This is a genomic window from Flammeovirga sp. SubArs3 (assembly GCF_947387565.1).
In the GTDB taxonomy this organism is placed as follows: Bacteria; Bacteroidota; Bacteroidia; order Cytophagales; family Flammeovirgaceae; genus Flammeovirga; species Flammeovirga agarivorans.
This window is the reverse complement of sequence record NZ_CANDOA010000004.1, coordinates 391,372-411,984: the sequence shown is the minus strand read 5'-3', so window position 1 is coordinate 411,984 and position 20,613 is coordinate 391,372. Positions and strand designations below refer to the sequence as shown.

Genomic DNA, 20,613 nt, shown 5'->3' with positions numbered 1-20,613 from the left:
ACTCCTCTTTTTTTAATTAATGTATTTCTAGTAACGAGTTGTTCCTTCGTAACTATCGCTATCAAAGTTAGGGACTAATACACCTCTGAAATTAAGTTCAGCTGCACTAAAATCTCCTTCTACCGATGAATTGGCCCAATTTCCATCTTTTTCTAAATCAATGGTTACATTGGCCATCATTGTAGGTCCTTGAACATGAAATGTTACAGATGTTGTACCTGTTTTTTCATTCTTCTTGATTTCATAGTTTGTGATATTACCATCTACAGTAACACCTCCTACTCCATTAAATCCAACTAATTGAGGGAATGCCAACTGTACCACAGCTCTATCACCTTCAACTCTTACAAAGTTGAGACTAGCATCAACATTAATTGTCTGACCTCTTCTATCGTAGGCCTGATTCGCTTGCAATGTAAAACTTTTTGTAACCAAAGCAGTTACAGCTTTATCATGTTCCGCTTGTTCCTCTGCTAACTTTGCAGCTTTTTTCTTTTCTTTATTGGCTTTTTTTTCAGCTTTCTTCTGGGCTTTTAACTCTTGTTTCGTTAAGCTCGTTGAAGTACTATCTTGTGCATAACTTGATAGTGAACAGCATAAGATTAGACAAAGAGATGCAAATGCAAGATTGATGTTTTTAGATAAATTTTTCATAATGTATGTTTTAATTTACACAATAAAACGATCGAATCCGAGAGGAATATCATTAATTATTACCTAAAATATATCAATTTATGATTAATATTGAGTTTGAATAAAAACACTAAAATCTCAACACTCTATAACTTTCAAAATAAACACACCACAATGGACGCAAAAAGATTAAAAGAAATTACGCATAAGGTTGTCAAACTTACAGAAAAAGTTGGCGAATTTATCGCTATAGAACGCAGAAACTTCGACCCATCAAAAATTGAATACAAAGGATTAAATGATCTTGTCTCTTATGTTGATAAAACAGCAGAGAAAAAGATTGTAGAAGGGCTAACCAATATATTGCCAGGTGCAGGTTTTCTAGGAGAAGAAGGCACCAATAAACCTACTGAAAATGGTTTCACTTGGATTATCGACCCACTAGATGGCACTACCAACTTCATTCACGGTATACCTATTTTTTCGATTAGTATCGCTTTAGTTTCCAATAATGATTACTGCATCGGTGTAGTGAGAGAAGTCAACCTCAATGAATGTTTCTATGCATGGAAAGACGGTGGTGCGTATATGAATGGTGAAAGAATTTCTGTATCACCTCAAAAAGAATTGAAAGCAGGATTAATTGCGACAGGATTCCCTTATTATAACTTTGAAAAAATGCCACAATACATGAATATTCTATCTGGTATGATGGAAGGTTGCCATGGCATAAGAAGACTTGGATCAGCAGCAGTTGATTTAGCTTATGTAGCTTGTGGAAGGTTAGAAGGATTCTTTGAGTACAACCTTAATGCTTGGGATGTTGCCGGTGGAAGTATTATTGTTAAAGAAGCTGGTGGAGTGGTTTCTACATTCTCTAATACTGAAAATTATATAGAGGACAGAGAAATTATTGCTGCTCCAGCAGACATACATAAAGAAATGCAGTCTATTATATACAAAAAGTGGAATAGTTAATCTATTCCACTTCTACTGAATCTTCAGAAAAGTCATACCCTCCAGTATAAAGTTCATACACATCGATATTCGATAATTGTTGCTCATACTGAGAGACTAGCTCCAAATAATACCTAGTTGCACTATCCAAGCCATCAAACTCTAAGTGATGACTTAAAAATCCGTTTCTTATTTCCAATACATTATAGGCAATGGATGCTTCTGCAAATGTCTCTAATGTTGAGTCATTTATCAGCTGATAATGTAAAGTGTATTTGTCTCGTTCCGTTCTTTGCCAACCTAAAATTTTTACATTCACTGCCAATTGACTCAGCGAATCTTTTACAAATAATGGTTCAACATCATGGAAAACATTCCCAACTGGGTCTGCTTCTAAAATATCTCCATCTTCATTAACTGGTTCACAGGCACTGAATAGATACACTATTGGAAGTAAAAGTATGTATAATTTATTCATTGCTTTTATGTTAGTAGTCTCATTCATAGACAATCAAACTAAGCCTATGAACAACAAAAATAGATTTTTTTCTTATAAAAATAAAGAGACACTTCAGAAGAGGTGCCTCTTTACAATATATATTACCTATTAATTACTTATTCATTACTCTACAATCAGCATAGTACCTGAAACAGCTGGTACTGTGATTGTTCCGTTTGAAAGGTCATAAGTTTTACCAGTAAGTGCATCTGTCGCTTTAGTAGCTCCTTTTAATACTTCTTGGTAGTGACCTAAATCTACTTTTGTCTCTTGCTTATTTTTATTGAAAATAGACATGATCTTAGTAGAATCATTGTATCTAAACATTACATACACCTCTTTGTAAGGAGAGAAATGCTTCAATTCACCTGTGTGTAATACAGGATTGTTCTTTCTGAAGTTCGTTAACTTCTTCATGAACTCTTGTGCTTCTTTTTGTTGTGCAGTCAACCCTTCTCCAGTAAATGCATTGACCTTGTCACCTTTCCATCCACCAGGGAAATCTTCACGAATTAAACCATGGTTGTGATGTTGTGTTTCATCATCTACACCCATTAAGATTTCTGTACCGTAGAAAATTTGAGGAATACCACGAGTTGTATAGATATATACTAATCCCATTTTGTATAAATCAAAATCTTCGTTGATTTGGTTCCAGTAACGAGGAGTATCATGATTATCAGGGAAAGTAACCAAGTTCGCTGGATCAGAATACAAGAAGTCCATCGCTAACTTTTCATATACTTCATTAAATGTTTGAGTATATTGAGCAGCTTCTTTATTTAATGAATTGATTAATGCTTCTTGGATTGGGAAGTCCATCATTGATGGGCAATAAGAAACATATCCATTTTGATTTTCTTTACCTTTTTGCCATCTAGAAACTAATGCCGGATTAGAAGTCCACTCTTCACCTACAATATTGAAGTTTGGATATTCTTGCATAATTCTTCTTGTCCACTCTGTCATGAAATCTGGATCAGGGTATGGATAAGTATCTTGACGAATACCACCTAGGTTAGCATATTCTATCCACCAAATTGAGTTCTGAATCAAGTAGTTGGCTAATAACGGGTTCTTTTGGTTTAAGTCTGGCATTGATTGTACAAACCAACCATCAGAGTGTCTCGCTTTATCTGTCTCTGTAGCATAAGGGTCAGCAACAGTTACTCTTTGGTGAGATGTCACAGGCTTTTCTTTCATATCAGAATAGTGATACCAATCTTTTGTTGGAAGGTCGTTAGTCCACCAATGGTTTAAACCACAGTGGTTTTCAATCATATCCATGATAATTTTGATTCCTTTTTTATTAGCCTCTGCTACGAAATTCACATAATCTTCATTTGATCCGTAGTGAGCATCAATTTTATAGTAGTCTGTAGTAGAATAACCATGGTATGAATAAGAATCCATATCATTTTCTAACAACGGGTTTACCCAAATTGCAGTAAATCCCATTTCGTCGATATAGTCTAGGCTATTAACTAAACCTTGGATATCACCACCATGACGACCACCTTCTAAAGAACGGTTTACATCCTCTCTCATTGAAGGAACTTTATCATTTGATTCATCACCATTCACCCATCTATCTGGAGTAATTAGGTACATGATATCACTTTTGTTAAATCCTTCTCTTGCTGCAGAATCTTTTCTACGCTCTTTCAACTCATAAGTGTAAGTAAATACTACTTTACCTTTTGTGTTTTTAAATTCAATAGGAAAAGATCCAGCCTTAACATCTTTAGCAAGTGTTAAGTTTAAAAATAAATAATTTGGATTTTCAACTTTAATGGTTTGGTCTAAAGTAACACCATCATAGTTGATTGTTGCATTTAAGTTTGAAATGTCATCTCCATGAACTAATAATTGAAGTTCTGGGTGAACCATTCCAGCCCACCAAAAGGCAGGTTCAACTCTGTCAATGACAGTAGAACTTTTTGCCATTACTGCAGATGAGATGGCAAATAATAAAGTAATTAATACTGACTTGATATTTCTCATTTTCATATTTATTGAAGTAATAACTCTAATATACGAATTCTAGTGTTTGTGAATTAATGTATCCCGAACACTTTACAAACATGAGATTTTCAGTATCAAATTACAATTTTCATAAGGGTACAAGTGGTATACATTGAATACCATCAAGTATACAACTATTATAAAAATGGGTTAAATAGGCTAAAAAACAACATTTTCAGGTAAACACTACCTCTACAACTAAGAAACATTATTTTTTTCCAACTCTTTCTTTCTTTTTACTTCTTCTACTTTTTCATTCATTTCTCTTTTGAGTTTTACCATATACTTATTCTTTAGATAAGCACCATAAACAAAAAAGAAGAAAGATACACCTACTCCAGAATAACGAATCACTTCATCGTCTTTGAACATGATCCATGAAGTTACAGCAACCACAATTCCAATTAATGTAAATAAAAAACCAATCATTACTTTAGATTTAAATAGGCTTCGATAAAAAATTTCTAATGCGAGATAAATACCATCTCTGTTTATATAATGATGTAAGGAATCCTACATGACCACCATAATCTGGTGTCTCTAAATATAGAAATTCACTTTTCTCTGCAATTTCGTAAGGAAAACATTCTTCTGATAAGAACGGGTCATCCTTTGCATTTATTAATAAAGTTGGGACTATTATTCTGTCCAATACTTCCTTAGAACTGCATTGGGACCAATAATCCTCAGCATCCTTGAATCCATGTGCCGGACCAGTATAACGGTCATCAAACTCCACAAATGTTTTTGCTGATCGTACTTCATCAATTAAGGTTTGACTCATATTAAAAGCCTCCATCTTTGGAACGACTTTACTTTTTAAAGAGATTACAAAGTTTTGGAGATACAATAGATTGATTCTCTTCTGTAAAACTTTTGCTGAAGAGTTCAATTGACATGGTACAGATAAGGTAGCTACTTTTTTTACTACTGATGGAAGTTTATTCCCTTCATCTCCTAGATATTTTAAGGTAATGTTTCCTCCCAAACTAACTCCTATTATATAGATTTCCTCATATTTTTCAGAAAGGGTATTTACCAATTGTTTTAAATCCTTGGTATGCCCACTATGGTAAGAAGGGTACAATAAATTTAGACTACCACTACAGCTTCTGTGATTCATCGCCCATATATCGTAATCTGGAGAGAAAAAGTTAGCCATTTCTAATATATATGTAGAATGAGCAGAACCTTCCAAACCATGCATTAGAATTAATGCTTTCTTATGTACTCCTACTATTGTATCAACATCAAAAAAATCATTATCAGGCGTTTCAAACCTTTTACGTTGATAAGGAGCATCAGCTTGGGGTTTTACTTTACTAGCAAAAATGGTATTGATATGTCCATTTTTATAGAAAAAGCCAGGGCGATATGTTGAAGTGACTAATGGCATCTTACAATTGTTTAATCATCCAGATATTACAAGCGTGATGTGATGTATCTCCTAAAGGCTCATCCATCATACTAAAGCCCATTTTTTCGTACAACTTTAATCCTTTTACCAATTGGGGCATTGTTTCTAGATAACATGCCTTATATCCGAACTGTTTTGCAAAGGTTAAACACTGGTTTAGAAGTGCAGCACCAATACCTTTACCTCTAGCGGTCTCTGATAAATATATTTTCTGAAGCTCACAGATATCATTAGGGCCATTAAGAATACTTCCAATACCTGCCCCTCCTACAACTTTTCCGTCTAGTTCAGCAACATAATAGACAGAGCCTTCTTCTTGATAAGCAGTATTCAGTCTACCAAGTTGTTCATCAAAAAAAGCAGTTCCAGGCAAATTGGCATTATGCTCTATCAATACTGTTTTTATGATATTTTCTATTTGTGCATTATCAGAGGAGTCTATTGTACGAATTACCATAGCATTCTAACATAGGTGAAAAAGCAAAATTAACGAATATAGTATAGCATAAAAAAATCACTTGTGATATTCTTAATAAAACTAGAATTTTTAAACAATTAGGTTAAACACAAATCCTATAAACTTAGTAGACTTTTTGTTAAGAAACTGACGTTACATTGTAACATAAATGAATCTTAATTGATACTATTTTGATACATTTAAATCAATAAAAGACAAAAATACACTTAAATAGCTGATTATTAATGATTTTTAAATACGTTAAACATATTATAACAAACTAATCTTTTCATCACACTCAACGTTAATCAGGTTAAACTCAAACATTTTTACCTATGAAAAAGATTAGCCTAATTATATTATCCTTATTGTGTTTATTATCTACTTCAATTTATGCTTCTAATAATGATCCTAAAGAAGAAGAAGGAAAAAAAACAGAAGAGAGTAATGAAAAATTTGATTATATGCATACTGCTCCAAAGTTAAATGCTGCTCCTTTTATTAAAGGTGTTGCTGCAGATGGTACAGTTGAAATATATAAAGAGGGTAGAAACCACGTCATGTTGATCGATAAAGAATCTGAAAATATCTTATTCGACAACTTAAAAGAAGGTAAAGACTTCGTACGTGTCTATACTGATTACACAGATAATAAAGACTGTATTATTATCTGGAGTATGAAGAAAAAAGATAGAAAAACAGGCAATATTACCTGGAAAAAATATACTTATAAAAAGTTTGATTCAGTGGGTTGGAGGCCTGTTGATAATATGACTACAGCGGTCAAATCATTTAAATAAGACATTAAATTGAAGAGTAGCAGTTTCTGTTACTCTTTTTTTATAGTGACATTTTCAATTTTTGGATATAAGGTCTTGAACAACAACTAGACAAATGAAAAACTTTATATCCATACTTCTTCCTATACTAATTACGTTCAATACGGAAGCCGGTGGTCCGGAAGAAGACGGTATCAAAAAAGATACGAAAGGATACGACTATATGAACACCGCACCCAAAGTTGGGTATGCTCCTTTTATCCAAGGCGTTGCAAAAGAGTCTTCCTTAGATTTAATCAAAGAGAGAAGAAAACACTTTATGCTTATTGATAGTGAAACGGATAATATTCTGTTTCAGAACCTTGTTGAAGGAAAAGATTTTATTAGAGTTTATAAAGACCCAACCGACAACAAAGATTGTATAATTATTTGGAGGATTTTAAAAGAAGATAAGGATACTGGGAAAATTAGGTGGAAGAAATTTACTTATAAAAAGTTTGAGACAATTGGTTGGAGGCCTGTTGATAACAGAACTACTAAGGTAAAAGCTTTTGATTAGTGCTGTTCTAAATTAAATCTTAATGCAGCACTCAGCCAATATTCTAAATCATTATCCAAATCAAACCCTTCGGGAGTAACATAAATAAACCCTTTCATTGGCCTTCCTGTAAAGTCCATTGGAAGGGTTACCTCTTTTGTTATTTCTTTAGCATATTGCTCCTCACCTATCTTTGCCATTAAAAGTGAATCTTTATATTTTTTATCAATATGAATCCCACAACACATTTTACTGTTCACCATAAACACTAAACCTCCCATCATCTTCTTAGGAAAATAGTCAACATTTTGTTGTTGAAACCATCTATCAATACGTTCTCCTAGGTACTCATCAAATGCCATTTTAGTCAATTTATTTTTATAACAACCATATTATCAAATCTATACCTTTAATATAATTAAAATACTGATTAGTTAAATCGAAGTGATATATTTTGTATATTGCCTCAAAATATAAGTGTGACTTTTTAGATTATAAACTTTTTTTGACTATGCTACTTCATTACCAACGAAACTTTTTGTTAGGAGTGTTTCTACTCTCTCCGTTATTATTATTTGGTCAGAAGAAAAAATATTGCACAAAGGATTTCAAAAAAATGGAAGGTGATGTTATCATCAAATACAAAATGATATTTGAAGACGACATTAGTGAAATAAGTAAAAAAGATCCTCATTTTGTTGATGAACGTATCATATACTTCAATTCTTCAACATTAGTGAGCAAGTTATCCTACACAGATGTTAGAGCCCAGTATATGGAGCGACTGACCTACATGGACTTCCTATCGGAAAGAACATATTACCTTAACTCTTATAGAAACAAAAATAAAGGAGATGGATTCTATGTAAGATTCAACGATCCTTATAAAAAAGCCGTTAGAGTGGAAGGTAATGAGAAATATATTGCCGGTTACGAATGTAAAAAATATGAGGTCATTGTACATGGAGAGAAAAAATACATGTATACTACTGAAGCTTTTGGCTTAAAATACACTCAAAATTATATTACAGAGGGTATTGAGTTTTGTATGGAACTCCCTCGCTATAGTAAAAAATATGGCCACTACAGGCTGGTTGCAGACGAAGTAACATTTACAACTTTATCAAAAACAGTATACGATCTAGATTTCTACGATATCCTACCAAAAGAGGAATACATGATCGAAAGGAAAAGTATTAAAAACAAGAGTCTCATCGTTCAAAACCACGCCAACGAAAAGCTTATTGGATCTAAAGCACCAACATTTAAAAGTACAACAATCGACCATAACACTGTTAACAGTAAAAGCTATAATGGTAAAGTAGTTGTTTACAACTTCTGGTCACTTAAAAACAAGGGTAGCGTACAAGAAGTGATGAAGCTAAATGAACTATATGAGAAATATAAGAACAACCCCAATGTAGTCTTCCTTAGTTTAGCATTAGATAAAGAAGTAGCATTACAAGAGTTTAATAACTTGTATAACTTCAAGTATCAGATCGTGGATAATGCTGGTGAGTATATCAATAAGTTTAAGGTATCGTTATATCCAACAAATGTGGTAGTTGATAAAAATGGAAATTATATTAATTATACAGTGGGCTATAAAAAAGATATAGTAGATCGATTATCATCCAGTATTGAGTTGGCACTACATCCTGAGAGCGTTAATAATGATATTACCAATCATAAAGTAAAACCAAAGGAAAATCAACTTTTAAAATAGATATAAAAAAAGCCGTTAAGATAAATACTTAACGGCTTTTTTTATGATTACCAGTTTCTAGAACTCAGCACTTTTTGGAGCTCTAGGGAATGGAATTACGTCTCTGATGTTACCCATACCTGTTACAAACAATACGATACGCTCGAAACCAAGACCAAAGCCTGAGTGAGGTGCAGTACCGAATTTACGAAGTTCTAAGTACCACCAAAGTTCTTCTTGAGGTACTCCCATTTCGTTCATTCTTGTCAGTAACTTATCATAGTCTTCCTCTCTTTGAGAACCACCAATGATTTCACCGATACCTGGGAACAATACGTCCATTGCTCTTACTGTTTTCCCATCATCATTTTGCTTCATATAGAATGACTTAATGTCTTTAGGGTAATCAGTTAAGATCACTGGCTTTTTGAATTCCTTCTCAACTAAGTAACGCTCATGTTCAGATTGTAAATCGATACCCCAATCTACAGGATATTTGAATTTACCTTTCTTGAATGGTTTAGAACGCTTTAATACTTCAATTGCTTCAGTATAAGTTAAACGCTCAAATTCGTTGGCAGCAACAAAGTTTAATCTTTCTAATAGACCAAGCTCTGAACGCTCATTCTGAGGTTTAGTTTTTTGATCTTGAGCATAACGCTGATCTAAGAACTTAATATCGTCAGGACATTGCTCCATAGCGAAGTTGATCAAGTATTTGATCATTTCTTCTGCTAAGTCCATGTTGTCATCTAGATCGTAGAATGCCATCTCCGGCTCAATCATCCAGAATTCAGCTAAGTGGCGAGAAGTGTTTGAGTTCTCTGCTCTGAATGTTGGTCCAAATGTATAAACCTCACCCATAGACATTGCTCCAACTTCTGCTTCTAACTGACCAGATACTGATAAGTTTACGGCCTTACCGAAGAAATCTTCTTTGTAATCGATTTCGCCTTCCTCTGTTTTTGGAGGATTCTTAAGATCGAAGTTTGTTACAGTAAACATTTCGCCAGCACCCTCTGCATCAGAACCTGTGATGATTGGTGTATGCATATAGATAAATCCTTTTTCGTTAAAGAATTTATGGATACCATATGCTAAAGCATTACGCACTCTATAAACAGCACTCATTGTTTGAGTTCTTGGACGTAAGTGAGCCTTTTCGCGCAAGAATTCTAAAGAGTGTTTTTTAGGTTGTAATGGATATTCATCAGGATCAGCATCACCTAAAATTTCTAATTCATCTACATGAATTTCGATTCTTTGACCTTTACCCTGTGATTCTACAACAGTACCAACAACTGAAATTGCAGCACTTGTAGTTAAACGTTTTAGTAGATCTTCGTCTGTATTTTCAAAATCTACCACCGCTTGCAAGTTATTGATAGTAGAACCATCATTCAATGCAATAAAACGATTGCTTCTAAATGTTCTTACCCATCCTTTTACATTAATTTTGGCACCTACTTCTCCGGATGCCAGCAAGTCTTTAATTTTAATTCTTTTCACTTGCGTGGTAGTTTAAATTTTCAACAATAAAAATGGCAAAAATCTTTGCCAATAAAAATGACCACAAATATATAAAGATTACTCAAGTTTAAGATGATTTCAAGTGATTTAATCCAGATCTGTGGTTAATATTTAATCTTTATAAAGTTATTTAAATTTAAATGATGATACATTGTCTACATTTTGGTCTATAAATTGATACTTTTCATTTAAAATTCATTCTAACACTGAAATATCATGACATTAAGAAACCTTCTTTTCCTTTCCCTACTTCTAAGTTTTGCCTCGTGTTCCAATGAGAAAAAAGCTTCTTCAGAAACTGAAGATTTTGAAGAAATTGATTTGGTTGAAGAAGACCTTAGTACTGTTGATTCAAAAAAATTACTTCTTGAAATAGATTCATTAAAGAATGCCGCTTTTGCATCTGAAAAAATGAAATTAAACTTCTCCAAACAGATTATTGAAGATTTAATTTTATCAGGCGTTGATCTGGATGCATCAAAAAGAAAAGCAGTGGAAGATGCAATTACACAAGCGAATGAAAAGCTTTACAATGATGCGTCTTTGGGAGATAATGATAAAATGTTAGCATATGACCATAGCATTAATGATCTAATTTTTGCTTTGAAAGAATTAGAAGCCTCAGTAAATGGTTTTGAACAATACCCCCGCCCTGCAATGCTCATGGGTAGTATTAATGATGCGACATCACGAGACATTTTCACAAGAGGTTATTATAATGGAGCAGTCCAAAAGTGGAACCGCATGATTGTCGAGTATAACGATAAGGTAAAAAAAGAAAACCCAAACATAGAAATTATTGAAATCAGCTATTTCTATGGAGAGGAACCTATTTAATATATTGCCAACCTACTTATTTCAATGAGTAGGTTTATTTTTATACAATTATTTCATGACGTATTTTGAAATTTTTTATAGAATATACTTCAATCCAAAACTTATCAACAGACAACAATAGATACTGATGATTTTCCTGCTATTTTATATAAAAATAGAACCAGGAAACATGAGCAATAACCTAAAATTAAATCATCAGCATTTTGATAATCAACTGAAAAGAATCCAAGATACTATCGGTGGCACCCTATTAAATGAAAATCACTTGGCCGTTGATAATGACAACGTTACTGGCAACTTTTATTACCACACCAATGGCTATATGGATTTCGTCATAAATGATTTAAAAGTAAACCAGGACATTTCCATTGAGTTCTTTCACCGAAATGACAAGGATTTCACCGCTCAATTCTTTGGAAACAATCTTCAATATCAAATTTCTGAAACAGAGTCTATTAAAATCTCTATTCCCAATGGCCTATTCATATTTAAAGACACTCAATCTATTGATATGAATTTCAAAAAAGGAGATATTGTACAGCAGGCTACTATATACTTTTCAAAAGATATTTTAAGAACTGAAACGATTGAGTACCTCAACCAATTAGATAATTTTATATTTCATGAAGGAGATAGTAATCTACTAATGTGGAAGAAATCTATTTATGATACCGTTGTGATAGACCAGGACCTTAAGGAGGAGTGGTATGTATTAAAAATGATGGAATTGAATCTCTTATTTCAGAATCTTATCAGGAGAATCAATGCAAAGGAAGAAAAGAAAATATATACCGATTATGAATTAGACTGTGTATTTAAAATAAAAGATATTATCACTACAGATATAAAAAGTAAACCTGTTGTTTCTGAATTAGCACAAGAATACGGCATTAACTTAAATAAGCTTGAAAAAGTATTTAAACATCTATTCAAGGAAACTGTATACCAATTCTATAAAAAAGCACGTATTTATAAAGTTCAAGATGAAATAAAATCAACCAATAAAGCATTTACCGAAATTGCCTATGATTATGGATATACGGATGTAAACCATATGTCTAAAAACTTTAAGAAAACATTCGGTATTACACCAAGTCAATATAAAAGTGAGGGCTAAAAAAAATCGTTAGCAATACTTAGTATTACTAACGATGTATAGAATCCCGCAATAAATCTTATAAATTTTTCATCACAGGTAATAATACCTTTTCATCTCCATCAATATTATCAGGTACTTTTAGTGATAATATCTTTGCTATGGTTGGATACACATTCACATTTTCAAATGGTGCGATGGATACATTTTCTTTAAAGTGATCCCCTGCCGCATAAAATATTGCATGCATATTCTTTACTTTATAAGGATTGAAACCATGCATACCATTACTCACTCCACCTCTTAAATTTTTAAAAGTTTTAGGTGGAACTGCTTCACAAAAAATTGCGGGTATTCGTACACCTTTAGAATAATGCAACTGATTTGGAGCGGAATCTTTTTTATAAACAACAAACCCTTTGTCCTCTTGTTTTTTTAGCTCCTGATACGTTTTCTCAATATCAGCTCCCTCTTTTGCATATAACAGGTATTGAACCCCTCCTCCATTTACACATTCAAAATCTTTGAAACGACCAAGGCTTTCTAAAATGATAGCATCATCTACAGCGACTTGTTCCATTCCATGATCTGATACAATAATTAAGTCTATAGGTTCTTTATACGACTTAACAATATCATATAATTGACCAATAACAGTGTCTATATACTCTACTGCTTCTTTTGTTTCGTTTGCATCAGGCCCAAAAACATGACCTTGAGTATCCACCAATGAAAAGTAAGTTGTAATTAATGTTGGGCGAATAGATTGATCCATATCCAACCACTTTTTAATCTGCTCTACCCTTTCTAAATAAGGTGTGGGCTTATTGTATTTATAATAATAAGTAGGTCGCATTCCTTCTACTCTAGCATCTGAAACTGGCCAGTAAAATGATGCTGCTTTTTGTCCTTGTTGTTCCGCTAAGTTCCAAATTGGTGTTCCTTTAAACCACGAACCATCTTTTTTCCCAACACCAATGCTATAATGCTGGTTACGCTCAGGGTCAAAGAAGTTATTATGCACTAAACCATTGTTTTGTGGGTACATACCTGTTGCAATAGCATAATGATTTGGAAAAGTTTTACTCGGATAGGATGGTATCATCGATTTCGCTTTTACCCCCTCTTTGGCTATTCTATCTAGATTCGGAGTATTGTATTTATCTGCGTAGTCAAATCTAAACCCATCAATAGACACCATAATAACGGTATTCTTTTTTTGATTCTGATGTGATTGATCTTGACAACTAGAAAGAAATTGAATTGGTATTAAGACTAATAAGTATAATAGTTTTTTCATTCGGTAGTGTAATAATATTCGGGCACAAATCTAATAGATCAATATAAGATACGAATTAGTATTCAATTTCATTATGTAATTATTAATAATAAATTATTTTTAGGCTTGTCTAAATTTTTTCTTTAGCTTTGTGTTAAATATTAATTAGTACAATATAAAAATATAACTACAAGCCATGAAGGCATACATTACTATCATTTTACTTTTCTATACATCATTGTTAATAGCAGGAGATAAAATCAATATCAAAGGACATATCACTTCTGGTAAAGAACATATTCCTTTTGCTACTATTTCTGTAAATGATGGGGCATTTGGAACATCCGCTGATGATCACGGACATTTCCTTCTGTCTTTAGAGAAAGGGAAATCTTATCAGATCTTAGTTTCTGCAGTAGGTTACCAACCACAGGAATTAAACTTTACAGCAAAAAACAACCAGCAAGAAATCCACTTTAACTTAACGAAAGACTTACTTCAACTTAATGAGGTTGTCGTTTCTTCTAACAGAAGAGAACAAAGTAGAAAAGAAACCGCAGCAGTTGTTAATGTTGTGAGTCAAGAAATTTTCGTTGCATCCAGCTCTAAAGTTGTTGCTGATGGATTAAACTTCGTTTCTGGAGCCCGAGTTGAAAATACTTGTGGTAACTGTGGTGCGGCATCATTAAGACTAAATGGATTAGAAGGGCCGTATACACAAATTCTTATGGACAGTAGACCAATGTTTAGTGGTTTAGTGAGTGTTTACGGATTAGAGCAGATTCCAGTATCTATGGTAGACCAAATCGAAGTTGTAAGAGGTGGTGGATCAGTATTATTCGGAGCTAATGCCATTGGTGGTACAGTAAATATCATTACTAAAGCCCCTCAATTTAACTCTTATGAAGTCGGCACTAACATGGGTACAATTGATGGAAAGTCAAATGACTACAATGCCTACTTCAACACATCAGTTATTTCAAAAAATGATAAAACGGGAGCATATATCTATGGTTCATACAGACACAGAGATGCTTGGAATGCTAACCCTAACGACATTTGGTACAAAGTAGATGATGATGGCAACGCTTATGGCGATCCTTTAAAAGATGATTTTTCAGAACTACCTAGACTTAAAACGGCTTCTATTGGTACTAAAATCTACCATAGTTTTAACGACCAGAATAAATTAATTGCTGACTTACGTTATATTCATGAAGATCGTAGAGGTGGTAATAAACTTAATGAAGCTCCAGAAAAGACAGATATTACTGAATGGATCGATATGGGTATTGCTAGTGGTAGTGTTAACTATGATTGGTTCAGCAAAGATAAAAAGACTCACATCAATGCATATTCTAGCTTGCAATATGTACATAGAGATAGTTACTATGGTGCTAACCAAGCACAAGATGGATACGGTTTAACGACAGGAACCACTTATGTAGGAGGTGCTCAGATCAACCAAAACTTTGGAAAAATGTTCAACGCTGACTCTTACTTTGTAGCAGGTACTGAATACATTTATGACAATATCTTTGATAAAAAGTTAGGCTATAACGACAGAAACGATGGACAATATGTTCCAGATGCTCCGGTCTCAAACCAAGAATCTCAAACGGTAGCTGTATTTGCTCAAAATGAATGGAAAGGAAAAAAGCTTTCCGTTTTAATTGGAGCAAGAATGGATTATGTAATGATTCGAGACAATGAAAATACTGACAACAATAAAGAAGTCCCTTCATTTAACCCAAGAGTGAATTTAAAATACAACATCACTCCAGATATGCAATTAAGAGGTGGATTTGCAACAGGCTTTAGAGCACCACAAATGTTCTCAGAAGATTTACATATTGAGGTTGCTGGTGGACAGGCTGTTAGAACAGTACTAGATCCAGATTTAAAACCAGAAACTTCATTATCATATAATTTAGCTTGGGATTACGAAACTCAAATTGGTTCAGTTCAGACATATTTCTTATTAGAAGGTTTTCATACTAGAATCAAAGATAGATTTGACAACCAATACCAATACTTAGATGATGGTACTTTAATCAATTACAAAAGAAACTCCACTTCTGATGCAATTGTACAAGGTATTAACGCTGAATTAAAAGTAGCCCCTTCGGAAAAGTTAAATTTCCAAGGTGCCTACACTATTCAAACAGCAGAATATGAAGAAGAAAATGGATGGGGTGATGAAGAAACATCTACATCAAAATATATTTTAAGAACACCGAATCAGTATGGTTCATTAACATTGAACTATAAACCTGCTCAAAAATGGACTACATCCTTAACAGGGGTCTACACAGGCAGCATGCATGTACCATTATTACCTGGTGGTTTTATCAATGGTCAACCTGTTGAGAATGAAAGTTTAATCGAAACACAATCATTTTTCGATATGGGTATAAAGGTGTCTTATTTAACGAGGTTATCAAAGAATGCAAACATTCAATTTGGTGCTGGGGTGAAAAATATTTTCAACCAAATGCAAGATCAATTCGTAAGTGGTGCTGATAAAGATGCTGCTTTCGTTTATGGTCCAATTACACCAAGAATGTATTTCATTGAAATAAAAATTGGCAATCTATTAAACTAAACCGTATTTCTCATTTCTACTATCAAGGTGTAGGTAGAGTGTTAGCGTAAGCTTTCTCTTTACTTACACCTTTTTTCTTTTATCGGTATTCATCTAAAATTCTTCAGGTACATTTTCATCAGCATTGTAATATTCTTACCTAAAAAATGTTCCCCTACATTTTCTCACTAGACAAATAATACGCATCAGAATTTAAATATTCCATACTTGAATTTTCTTGAAAAAATAACTTTACATCCTATCATAACCACAATAAAACTCAATTTAGTATGAAGGGATTTACTTCTTTATTTTTCAAAAAACAGATACTCCATTGGCTATCTATCTTGATTGGAGTATTCTTATTAACATCATGTCAAATGATAAATACAGAAAATGATATGGACCTAAAAAAGATTTCATTAAACAATCATTGGGAATTTAAACAAACAGACAAAAAGGAATGGCTTCCAGCTGAAGTTCCTGGTACGGTACACACCGATTTAATAAGCAATAATATCATTCTTGATCCTTATTACCGACTAAATGAAAGAGACGTTCAGTGGGTTGATAAAGTAGATTGGGAGTATAAAACCAAATTCACCATAGACCAAAAAATACTTGAACATCAAAAAATTCAACTTCATTTTGATGGCGTAGATACTTATGGGAAGATCTATATCAATAATATATTGATTGGTTCTACAGATAATATGTTTAGAGAATGGGATTTTGATATTAAACCTCATATACACAAAGGCGAAAACACTCTAAAAGTAGTTTTATTATCTCCAATTGAAAATGGTATTAACGCCTTAAAAAAACATGGGTATGGGCTTCCAGCTATTAATGACCAATCTGTAATTGGTGAAGTAGGTAATCAACAAGTATCAATCTTTACTAGAAAAGCAGGGTATCATTACGGTTGGGACTGGGGACCTCGATTGGTGACATCAGGAATTTGGAGAGATGTAAATATAGAATTCTGGAACAATACTAAAATCGATAACATCTTTGTTCAGCAAAAAACGAACTCAGATAAATCGACATTAAAAGTCTCCACTCAATTCTCCAATCAAAGCGAGAATAAACTCACAATCCTTGCTAAATTAGATGGAGAAGTTATCAAAGAAAGTACAATTGCATCCAATTCATTAAGTAAGACTATTTCCTTTGATATCGAAAATCCTAAATTATGGTGGCCTGCAAACATTGGAACACCACACCTATATGAATTATCAATTGAGCTTTACGATGGTAAGCAGCTAATAGATGTCCATACAGAACGGATTGGTCTAAGAACAATTAAAATTGTTCAAAAAGAAGATGACAATGGGGAAGGGAAAAGCTTCTATTTTGAAGTTAACGGGCAGCCTATTTTTGCTAAAGGAGCGAATTATATTCCTAATGACATATTCCTTCCTAGAGTTTCAAAAGCGACTTACGAACATATGATCCAATCTACCCTTGATGCCAATATGAATATGCTACGTGTTTGGGGTGGAGGTATCTATGAGAATGATTTATTCTATGATCTATGTGATGAAAAAGGAATCTTAGTATGGCAAGACTTTATGTTTGCTTGCTCTATGTACCCCGGAGATGAGCAATTTATTAATAACGTTCGCCAAGAGGCTGTTGATAATATCAAAAGACTTAGAAACCATGCATCTATTGCATTATGGTGTGGTAATAATGAAATGGAAATGGCTTGGGCTCCCGGCAGAGATGACATGGGATGGGGTTGGAAACAACAGTATAGTAAAACTCAACAAAAAGAAATTTGGGATGATTATGAAAAAGTATTTCATCAGCTTCTTCCAGAAGTAGTAGAGGAATATACAGACAATCAATTCTACTGGCGTTCTTCTCCAACTGGAGGTGATGATATAGTTGCTCATTACGAACATAAGTCTGGAGACATGCATTATTGGGGAGTATGGCATGGTGAACATCCATTTTCAGATTTCAGAAAGTATATTGGCCGTTTTATGAGTGAATATGGCTTTCAATCGTTCCCTGAATTTAAATCAGTAAAGAAATATACAAAGCCTCAGGATTATGATATAGAATCTGAGGTAATGGCTTCACATCAAAGAAGTGGTATTGGAAACCTAAGAATAAAAAAATACATGGAAGATCATTATCAAGTCCCTACAAACTTTGAAGATTTTCTATATGTAGGTCAATTACTTCAAGCCGAAAGTATATATTCAGCAATTCAAGCACACCGAGAGACAATGCCCTACTGCATGGGTTCATTGTATTGGCAACTGAATGATTGCTGGCCTGTCGCTTCATGGTCTTCGATAGATTATTATGGAGAATGGAAAGCATTACAATATTTCGCCAGAGAAGCGAACAAAAATACGTCTTTGATTGTCAATTCAGATGATCATCAATTGGAAGTAAAAGTTGCATCGGACATCAATCTACAAGAACCTGTTTTACTTCAAATGGAACTACAAGATTTTAATGGAAATTCTTTATGGAATCAATCGATACCTCTAAAAGATATAACAGCAAATAAAACATTAAAGGTGTTTGAGAGTAACCTATCAGAAATCATCTCACAGAATGACTCTCATAAACTGGTCTTTATTTCTTCACTTTCTTCAAAGAAGACTGAAATTATAGACAGAGATTTACATTACTTTGTGAATCAAAAAGAGTTACAACTCCCAAAACCAGAACTTGATATAAATTATACTGAAGATGATAATGACCTATATATCAGTATTTCAACAAATGCTTTAGTGAAAAATTTATTTATCGAAGTAGACCAAGAGCAAATCAAGTCATCCGATAATTATTTTGATTTACTTAAAGGTGAACAAAAACAAATCACTATTACCTCTAGAAAAGGGGAAAAGATTGATCGAACAAAAATCAAGTTTAAACACCTTCAAGAAACAATGAAAAAGAAATCACTTTAAAATATAATTTTGATGACAAAGAGTACCTTTAATTAGGTACTCTTTTTTATACCTTTGAACGAATAAATTAAAGAACATTCTTATCGTTAAATATGAAAATTAAACTTTTAGCTATACTGATAACTACCTCTCTTCTATTTCAATGCACCAACAAAAAAGAAACTAGACAGATAATACATCAAGAAAAGATGGAAACCTTGGTCAATTTCTTTGACCGTAATGCTTGGGATCAGCAATTATCAACTTACTTCTCAGAGCTGGACAATCAGGGAAAGTTAGTATCTGATAAAATCTTCACTGTAGCAAGCAGTCGTTTAATTTATGGGTTATCTTATGCATCACAATTTTCTCCTGAACACCTCGATAGAGCAAAAAGTGTTGCCGATTTCCAAATAGAAAAACTTATACAAAAAGAGAATGAGTATTATTCTCATTCCTATATCACAAACGATTCTATTGAATCACAAAGCAAATTAGATGTATGGCAACAGGCCTATGGATTATGTGGCCTTTCAGAACTTTACCGACAAACTAAAGATCCTCATTTATTACATACGTTACATAAATTACATCAAGGGTTTATCACTAGGTTCCATGATCAAAAAGCAGGTGGTCTTTGGGGTGAATATTCTTTTGATACTAATAGTGTAAGCGGAAGTAAATCCTTGCAATCTTTAATGTATCCACTTACTGCATATATGATCAACTTATGGATGGCTGATCAAGAAAATAAAGAGCTCTACGAAAACCAAATTTCTGAAAACTTAGCCCTTTTATATCAAATTGGATGGAACGATAGTACCAATTGGGTGAATGTACAATTTAATGATGATTGGTCTATCAAAAGAAAAAATGATGGTTTCTTAAATTTCACAGTCACACCTGGGCATAATTTCCAGTTGGCAGCACTTCTATTAAGAAGTAAAGATTTTACTTTCCTCCCCGACACAACCAAGGAAAAATACCAAAAATTGGGTAAGAAGATTATTGATATCACATTACAAAAAGACATCTTTCATCATAATAATATTCAATATGGATTTTATTCTGAGGTGAATCCGAATACTTCATTAATTTTGGACGATAGAAAAACTTGGTGGCAACATGCTGAAGCAATTATTGCCTTATCACTTTATGAAGGAAAATATGAGAAAGAACAACAACTTCTTGAAGAGTACTTTTTCAATACCTTTACAGATAAAAAATATGGTGGTGAATATTTCTATGTAACAAAAGAGGATCAACCTATTACATCAGAACTTAAAGGAAGTATTGGTAAATCTACCTATCATACTATAGAATTGATTAGAATATTAAATGAAAATAAATAAAGACAAACAT

General features: G+C 33.2%; 18 protein-coding genes. 9 read left to right on the top strand and 9 right to left on the bottom strand.

Annotated features, from left to right (window positions below; genetic code table 11):
- Positions 1 to 27 precede the first annotated feature (27 nt).
- Positions 28 to 654, bottom strand: coding sequence for a DUF4251 domain-containing protein (locus QL232_RS14030; protein ID WP_281614563.1), 627 nt, complete (start codon positions 652 to 654; stop codon positions 28 to 30).
- Between the two features lie 153 nt (positions 655 to 807).
- Here QL232_RS14030 and QL232_RS14025 point away from each other — a divergent pair, with 153 nt between their 5' ends.
- Entirely contained in the window at positions 808 to 1,611 is an 804-nt protein-coding gene (locus QL232_RS14025) for an inositol monophosphatase family protein (RefSeq protein WP_168881616.1), read from the top strand.
- 1 nt (position 1,612) lies between these two features.
- Here QL232_RS14025 and QL232_RS14020 read toward each other — a convergent pair whose 3' ends face one another.
- The 5 genes from QL232_RS14020 to QL232_RS14000 all read right to left on the bottom strand — a co-directional run bounded on the left by QL232_RS14020 (position 1,613) and on the right by QL232_RS14000 (position 5,988).
- Positions 1,613 to 2,068 carry a hypothetical protein gene (locus tag QL232_RS14020; protein ID WP_168881617.1) on the bottom strand — a complete coding sequence of 152 codons (456 nt, stop codon included), beginning with the start codon at positions 2,066 to 2,068 and terminating at the stop codon, positions 1,613 to 1,615.
- A gap of 144 nt (positions 2,069 to 2,212) precedes the next feature.
- Entirely contained in the window at positions 2,213 to 4,093 is a 1,881-nt protein-coding gene (locus QL232_RS14015; protein ID WP_281614562.1) for a glycoside hydrolase family 13 protein, read from the bottom strand.
- Between the two features lie 219 nt (positions 4,094 to 4,312).
- Positions 4,313 to 4,543, bottom strand: coding sequence for a hypothetical protein (locus QL232_RS14010; RefSeq protein WP_168881619.1), 231 nt, complete (start codon positions 4,541 to 4,543; stop codon positions 4,313 to 4,315).
- 10 nt (positions 4,544 to 4,553) lie between these two features.
- On the bottom strand, positions 4,554 to 5,510 hold the full coding sequence (locus QL232_RS14005; protein ID WP_281614561.1) for an alpha/beta fold hydrolase: 957 nt from the start codon (positions 5,508 to 5,510) through the stop codon (positions 4,554 to 4,556).
- Position 5,511: 1 nt separating this feature from the next.
- The gene (locus QL232_RS14000) at positions 5,512 to 5,988 is read right to left on the bottom strand and encodes a GNAT family N-acetyltransferase (protein WP_281614560.1); all 477 of its coding nucleotides are present in this window, start codon (positions 5,986 to 5,988) and stop codon (positions 5,512 to 5,514) included.
- Positions 5,989 to 6,323: 335 nt separating this feature from the next.
- Here QL232_RS14000 and QL232_RS13995 point away from each other — a divergent pair, with 335 nt between their 5' ends.
- Both QL232_RS13995 and QL232_RS13990 read left to right on the top strand, forming a co-directional pair.
- The gene (locus tag QL232_RS13995; protein ID WP_168881622.1) at positions 6,324 to 6,788 is read left to right on the top strand and encodes a hypothetical protein; all 465 of its coding nucleotides are present in this window, start codon (positions 6,324 to 6,326) and stop codon (positions 6,786 to 6,788) included.
- 94 nt (positions 6,789 to 6,882) lie between these two features.
- On the top strand, positions 6,883 to 7,326 hold the full coding sequence (locus tag QL232_RS13990) for a hypothetical protein (RefSeq protein WP_168881623.1): 444 nt from the start codon (positions 6,883 to 6,885) through the stop codon (positions 7,324 to 7,326).
- Here the strand turns inward: QL232_RS13990 and QL232_RS13985 are convergent.
- Positions 7,323 to 7,667, bottom strand: coding sequence for a TfoX/Sxy family protein (locus QL232_RS13985; protein WP_168881624.1), 345 nt, complete (start codon positions 7,665 to 7,667; stop codon positions 7,323 to 7,325). The two genes, QL232_RS13990 and QL232_RS13985, sit on opposite strands and share 4 nt — an antisense overlap.
- 149 nt (positions 7,668 to 7,816) lie before the next feature.
- Here QL232_RS13985 and QL232_RS13980 point away from each other — a divergent pair, with 149 nt between their 5' ends.
- Positions 7,817 to 9,031 (top strand): redoxin domain-containing protein, encoded by a 1,215-nt coding sequence (locus QL232_RS13980; protein ID WP_281614559.1) that lies wholly within the window; start codon positions 7,817 to 7,819, stop codon positions 9,029 to 9,031.
- 57 nt (positions 9,032 to 9,088) lie between these two features.
- Here the strand turns inward: QL232_RS13980 and asnS are convergent, their stop codons facing one another.
- Positions 9,089 to 10,519 (bottom strand): asparagine--tRNA ligase, encoded by a 1,431-nt coding sequence (asnS, locus tag QL232_RS13975; protein WP_281614558.1) that lies wholly within the window; start codon positions 10,517 to 10,519, stop codon positions 9,089 to 9,091.
- 237 nt (positions 10,520 to 10,756) lie between these two features.
- Between asnS and QL232_RS13970 the strand changes: the two genes are divergently transcribed.
- Both QL232_RS13970 and QL232_RS13965 read left to right on the top strand, forming a co-directional pair.
- Positions 10,757 to 11,377 (top strand): hypothetical protein, encoded by a 621-nt coding sequence (locus QL232_RS13970; protein ID WP_281614557.1) that lies wholly within the window; start codon positions 10,757 to 10,759, stop codon positions 11,375 to 11,377.
- Between the two features lie 169 nt (positions 11,378 to 11,546).
- Positions 11,547 to 12,494 carry a helix-turn-helix transcriptional regulator gene (locus QL232_RS13965; protein ID WP_281614556.1) on the top strand — a complete coding sequence of 316 codons (948 nt, stop codon included), beginning with the start codon at positions 11,547 to 11,549 and terminating at the stop codon, positions 12,492 to 12,494.
- Between the two features lie 58 nt (positions 12,495 to 12,552).
- Here the strand turns inward: QL232_RS13965 and QL232_RS13960 are convergent, their stop codons facing one another.
- Entirely contained in the window at positions 12,553 to 13,773 is a 1,221-nt protein-coding gene (locus tag QL232_RS13960) for an ectonucleotide pyrophosphatase/phosphodiesterase (protein ID WP_281614555.1), read from the bottom strand.
- Positions 13,774 to 13,948: 175 nt separating this feature from the next.
- Here QL232_RS13960 and QL232_RS13955 point away from each other — a divergent pair, with 175 nt between their 5' ends.
- The 3 genes from QL232_RS13955 to QL232_RS13945 all read left to right on the top strand — a co-directional run bounded on the left by QL232_RS13955 (position 13,949) and on the right by QL232_RS13945 (position 20,603).
- Complete coding sequence (locus QL232_RS13955) at positions 13,949 to 16,357, top strand: TonB-dependent receptor (RefSeq protein WP_281614554.1); 2,409 nt, start codon at positions 13,949 to 13,951, stop codon at positions 16,355 to 16,357.
- A gap of 359 nt (positions 16,358 to 16,716) precedes the next feature.
- Positions 16,717 to 19,272, top strand: a complete 2,556-nt coding sequence (locus QL232_RS13950) for a glycoside hydrolase family 2 protein (RefSeq protein WP_281614553.1) — start codon at positions 16,717 to 16,719, stop codon at positions 19,270 to 19,272.
- A 92-nt stretch (positions 19,273 to 19,364) separates the two neighbouring features.
- Positions 19,365 to 20,603: an AGE family epimerase/isomerase gene (locus tag QL232_RS13945; RefSeq protein ID WP_281614552.1), complete on the top strand. Its 1,239-nt coding sequence runs from the start codon at positions 19,365 to 19,367 to the stop codon at positions 20,601 to 20,603.
- Positions 20,604 to 20,613: the final 10 nt, after the last annotated feature.

Coding starts and splice junctions, on each gene's coding strand:
- QL232_RS14005 (WP_281614561.1), bottom strand. CDS start 5,510: ATGCCATTAGTCACTTCAACATATCGCCCTGGCTTTTTCTATAAAAAT.
- QL232_RS14025 (WP_168881616.1), top strand. CDS start 808: ATGGACGCAAAAAGATTAAAAGAAATTACGCATAAGGTTGTCAAACTT.
- QL232_RS14020 (WP_168881617.1), bottom strand. CDS start 2,068: ATGAATAAATTATACATACTTTTACTTCCAATAGTGTATCTATTCAGT.
- QL232_RS14030 (WP_281614563.1), bottom strand. CDS start 654: ATGAAAAATTTATCTAAAAACATCAATCTTGCATTTGCATCTCTTTGT.
- QL232_RS13965 (WP_281614556.1), top strand. CDS start 11,547: ATGAGCAATAACCTAAAATTAAATCATCAGCATTTTGATAATCAACTG.
- QL232_RS13955 (WP_281614554.1), top strand. CDS start 13,949: ATGAAGGCATACATTACTATCATTTTACTTTTCTATACATCATTGTTA.
- QL232_RS13990 (WP_168881623.1), top strand. CDS start 6,883: ATGAAAAACTTTATATCCATACTTCTTCCTATACTAATTACGTTCAAT.
- QL232_RS13945 (WP_281614552.1), top strand. CDS start 19,365: ATGAAAATTAAACTTTTAGCTATACTGATAACTACCTCTCTTCTATTT.
- QL232_RS13995 (WP_168881622.1), top strand. CDS start 6,324: ATGAAAAAGATTAGCCTAATTATATTATCCTTATTGTGTTTATTATCT.
- QL232_RS14010 (WP_168881619.1), bottom strand. CDS start 4,543: ATGATTGGTTTTTTATTTACATTAATTGGAATTGTGGTTGCTGTAACT.
- QL232_RS13985 (WP_168881624.1), bottom strand. CDS start 7,667: ATGGCATTTGATGAGTACCTAGGAGAACGTATTGATAGATGGTTTCAA.
- QL232_RS14015 (WP_281614562.1), bottom strand. CDS start 4,093: ATGAGAAATATCAAGTCAGTATTAATTACTTTATTATTTGCCATCTCA.
- QL232_RS13950 (WP_281614553.1), top strand. CDS start 16,717: ATGATAAATACAGAAAATGATATGGACCTAAAAAAGATTTCATTAAAC.
- QL232_RS13970 (WP_281614557.1), top strand. CDS start 10,757: ATGACATTAAGAAACCTTCTTTTCCTTTCCCTACTTCTAAGTTTTGCC.
- QL232_RS13980 (WP_281614559.1), top strand. CDS start 7,817: ATGCTACTTCATTACCAACGAAACTTTTTGTTAGGAGTGTTTCTACTC.
- QL232_RS13960 (WP_281614555.1), bottom strand. CDS start 13,773: ATGAAAAAACTATTATACTTATTAGTCTTAATACCAATTCAATTTCTT.
- QL232_RS14000 (WP_281614560.1), bottom strand. CDS start 5,988: ATGGTAATTCGTACAATAGACTCCTCTGATAATGCACAAATAGAAAAT.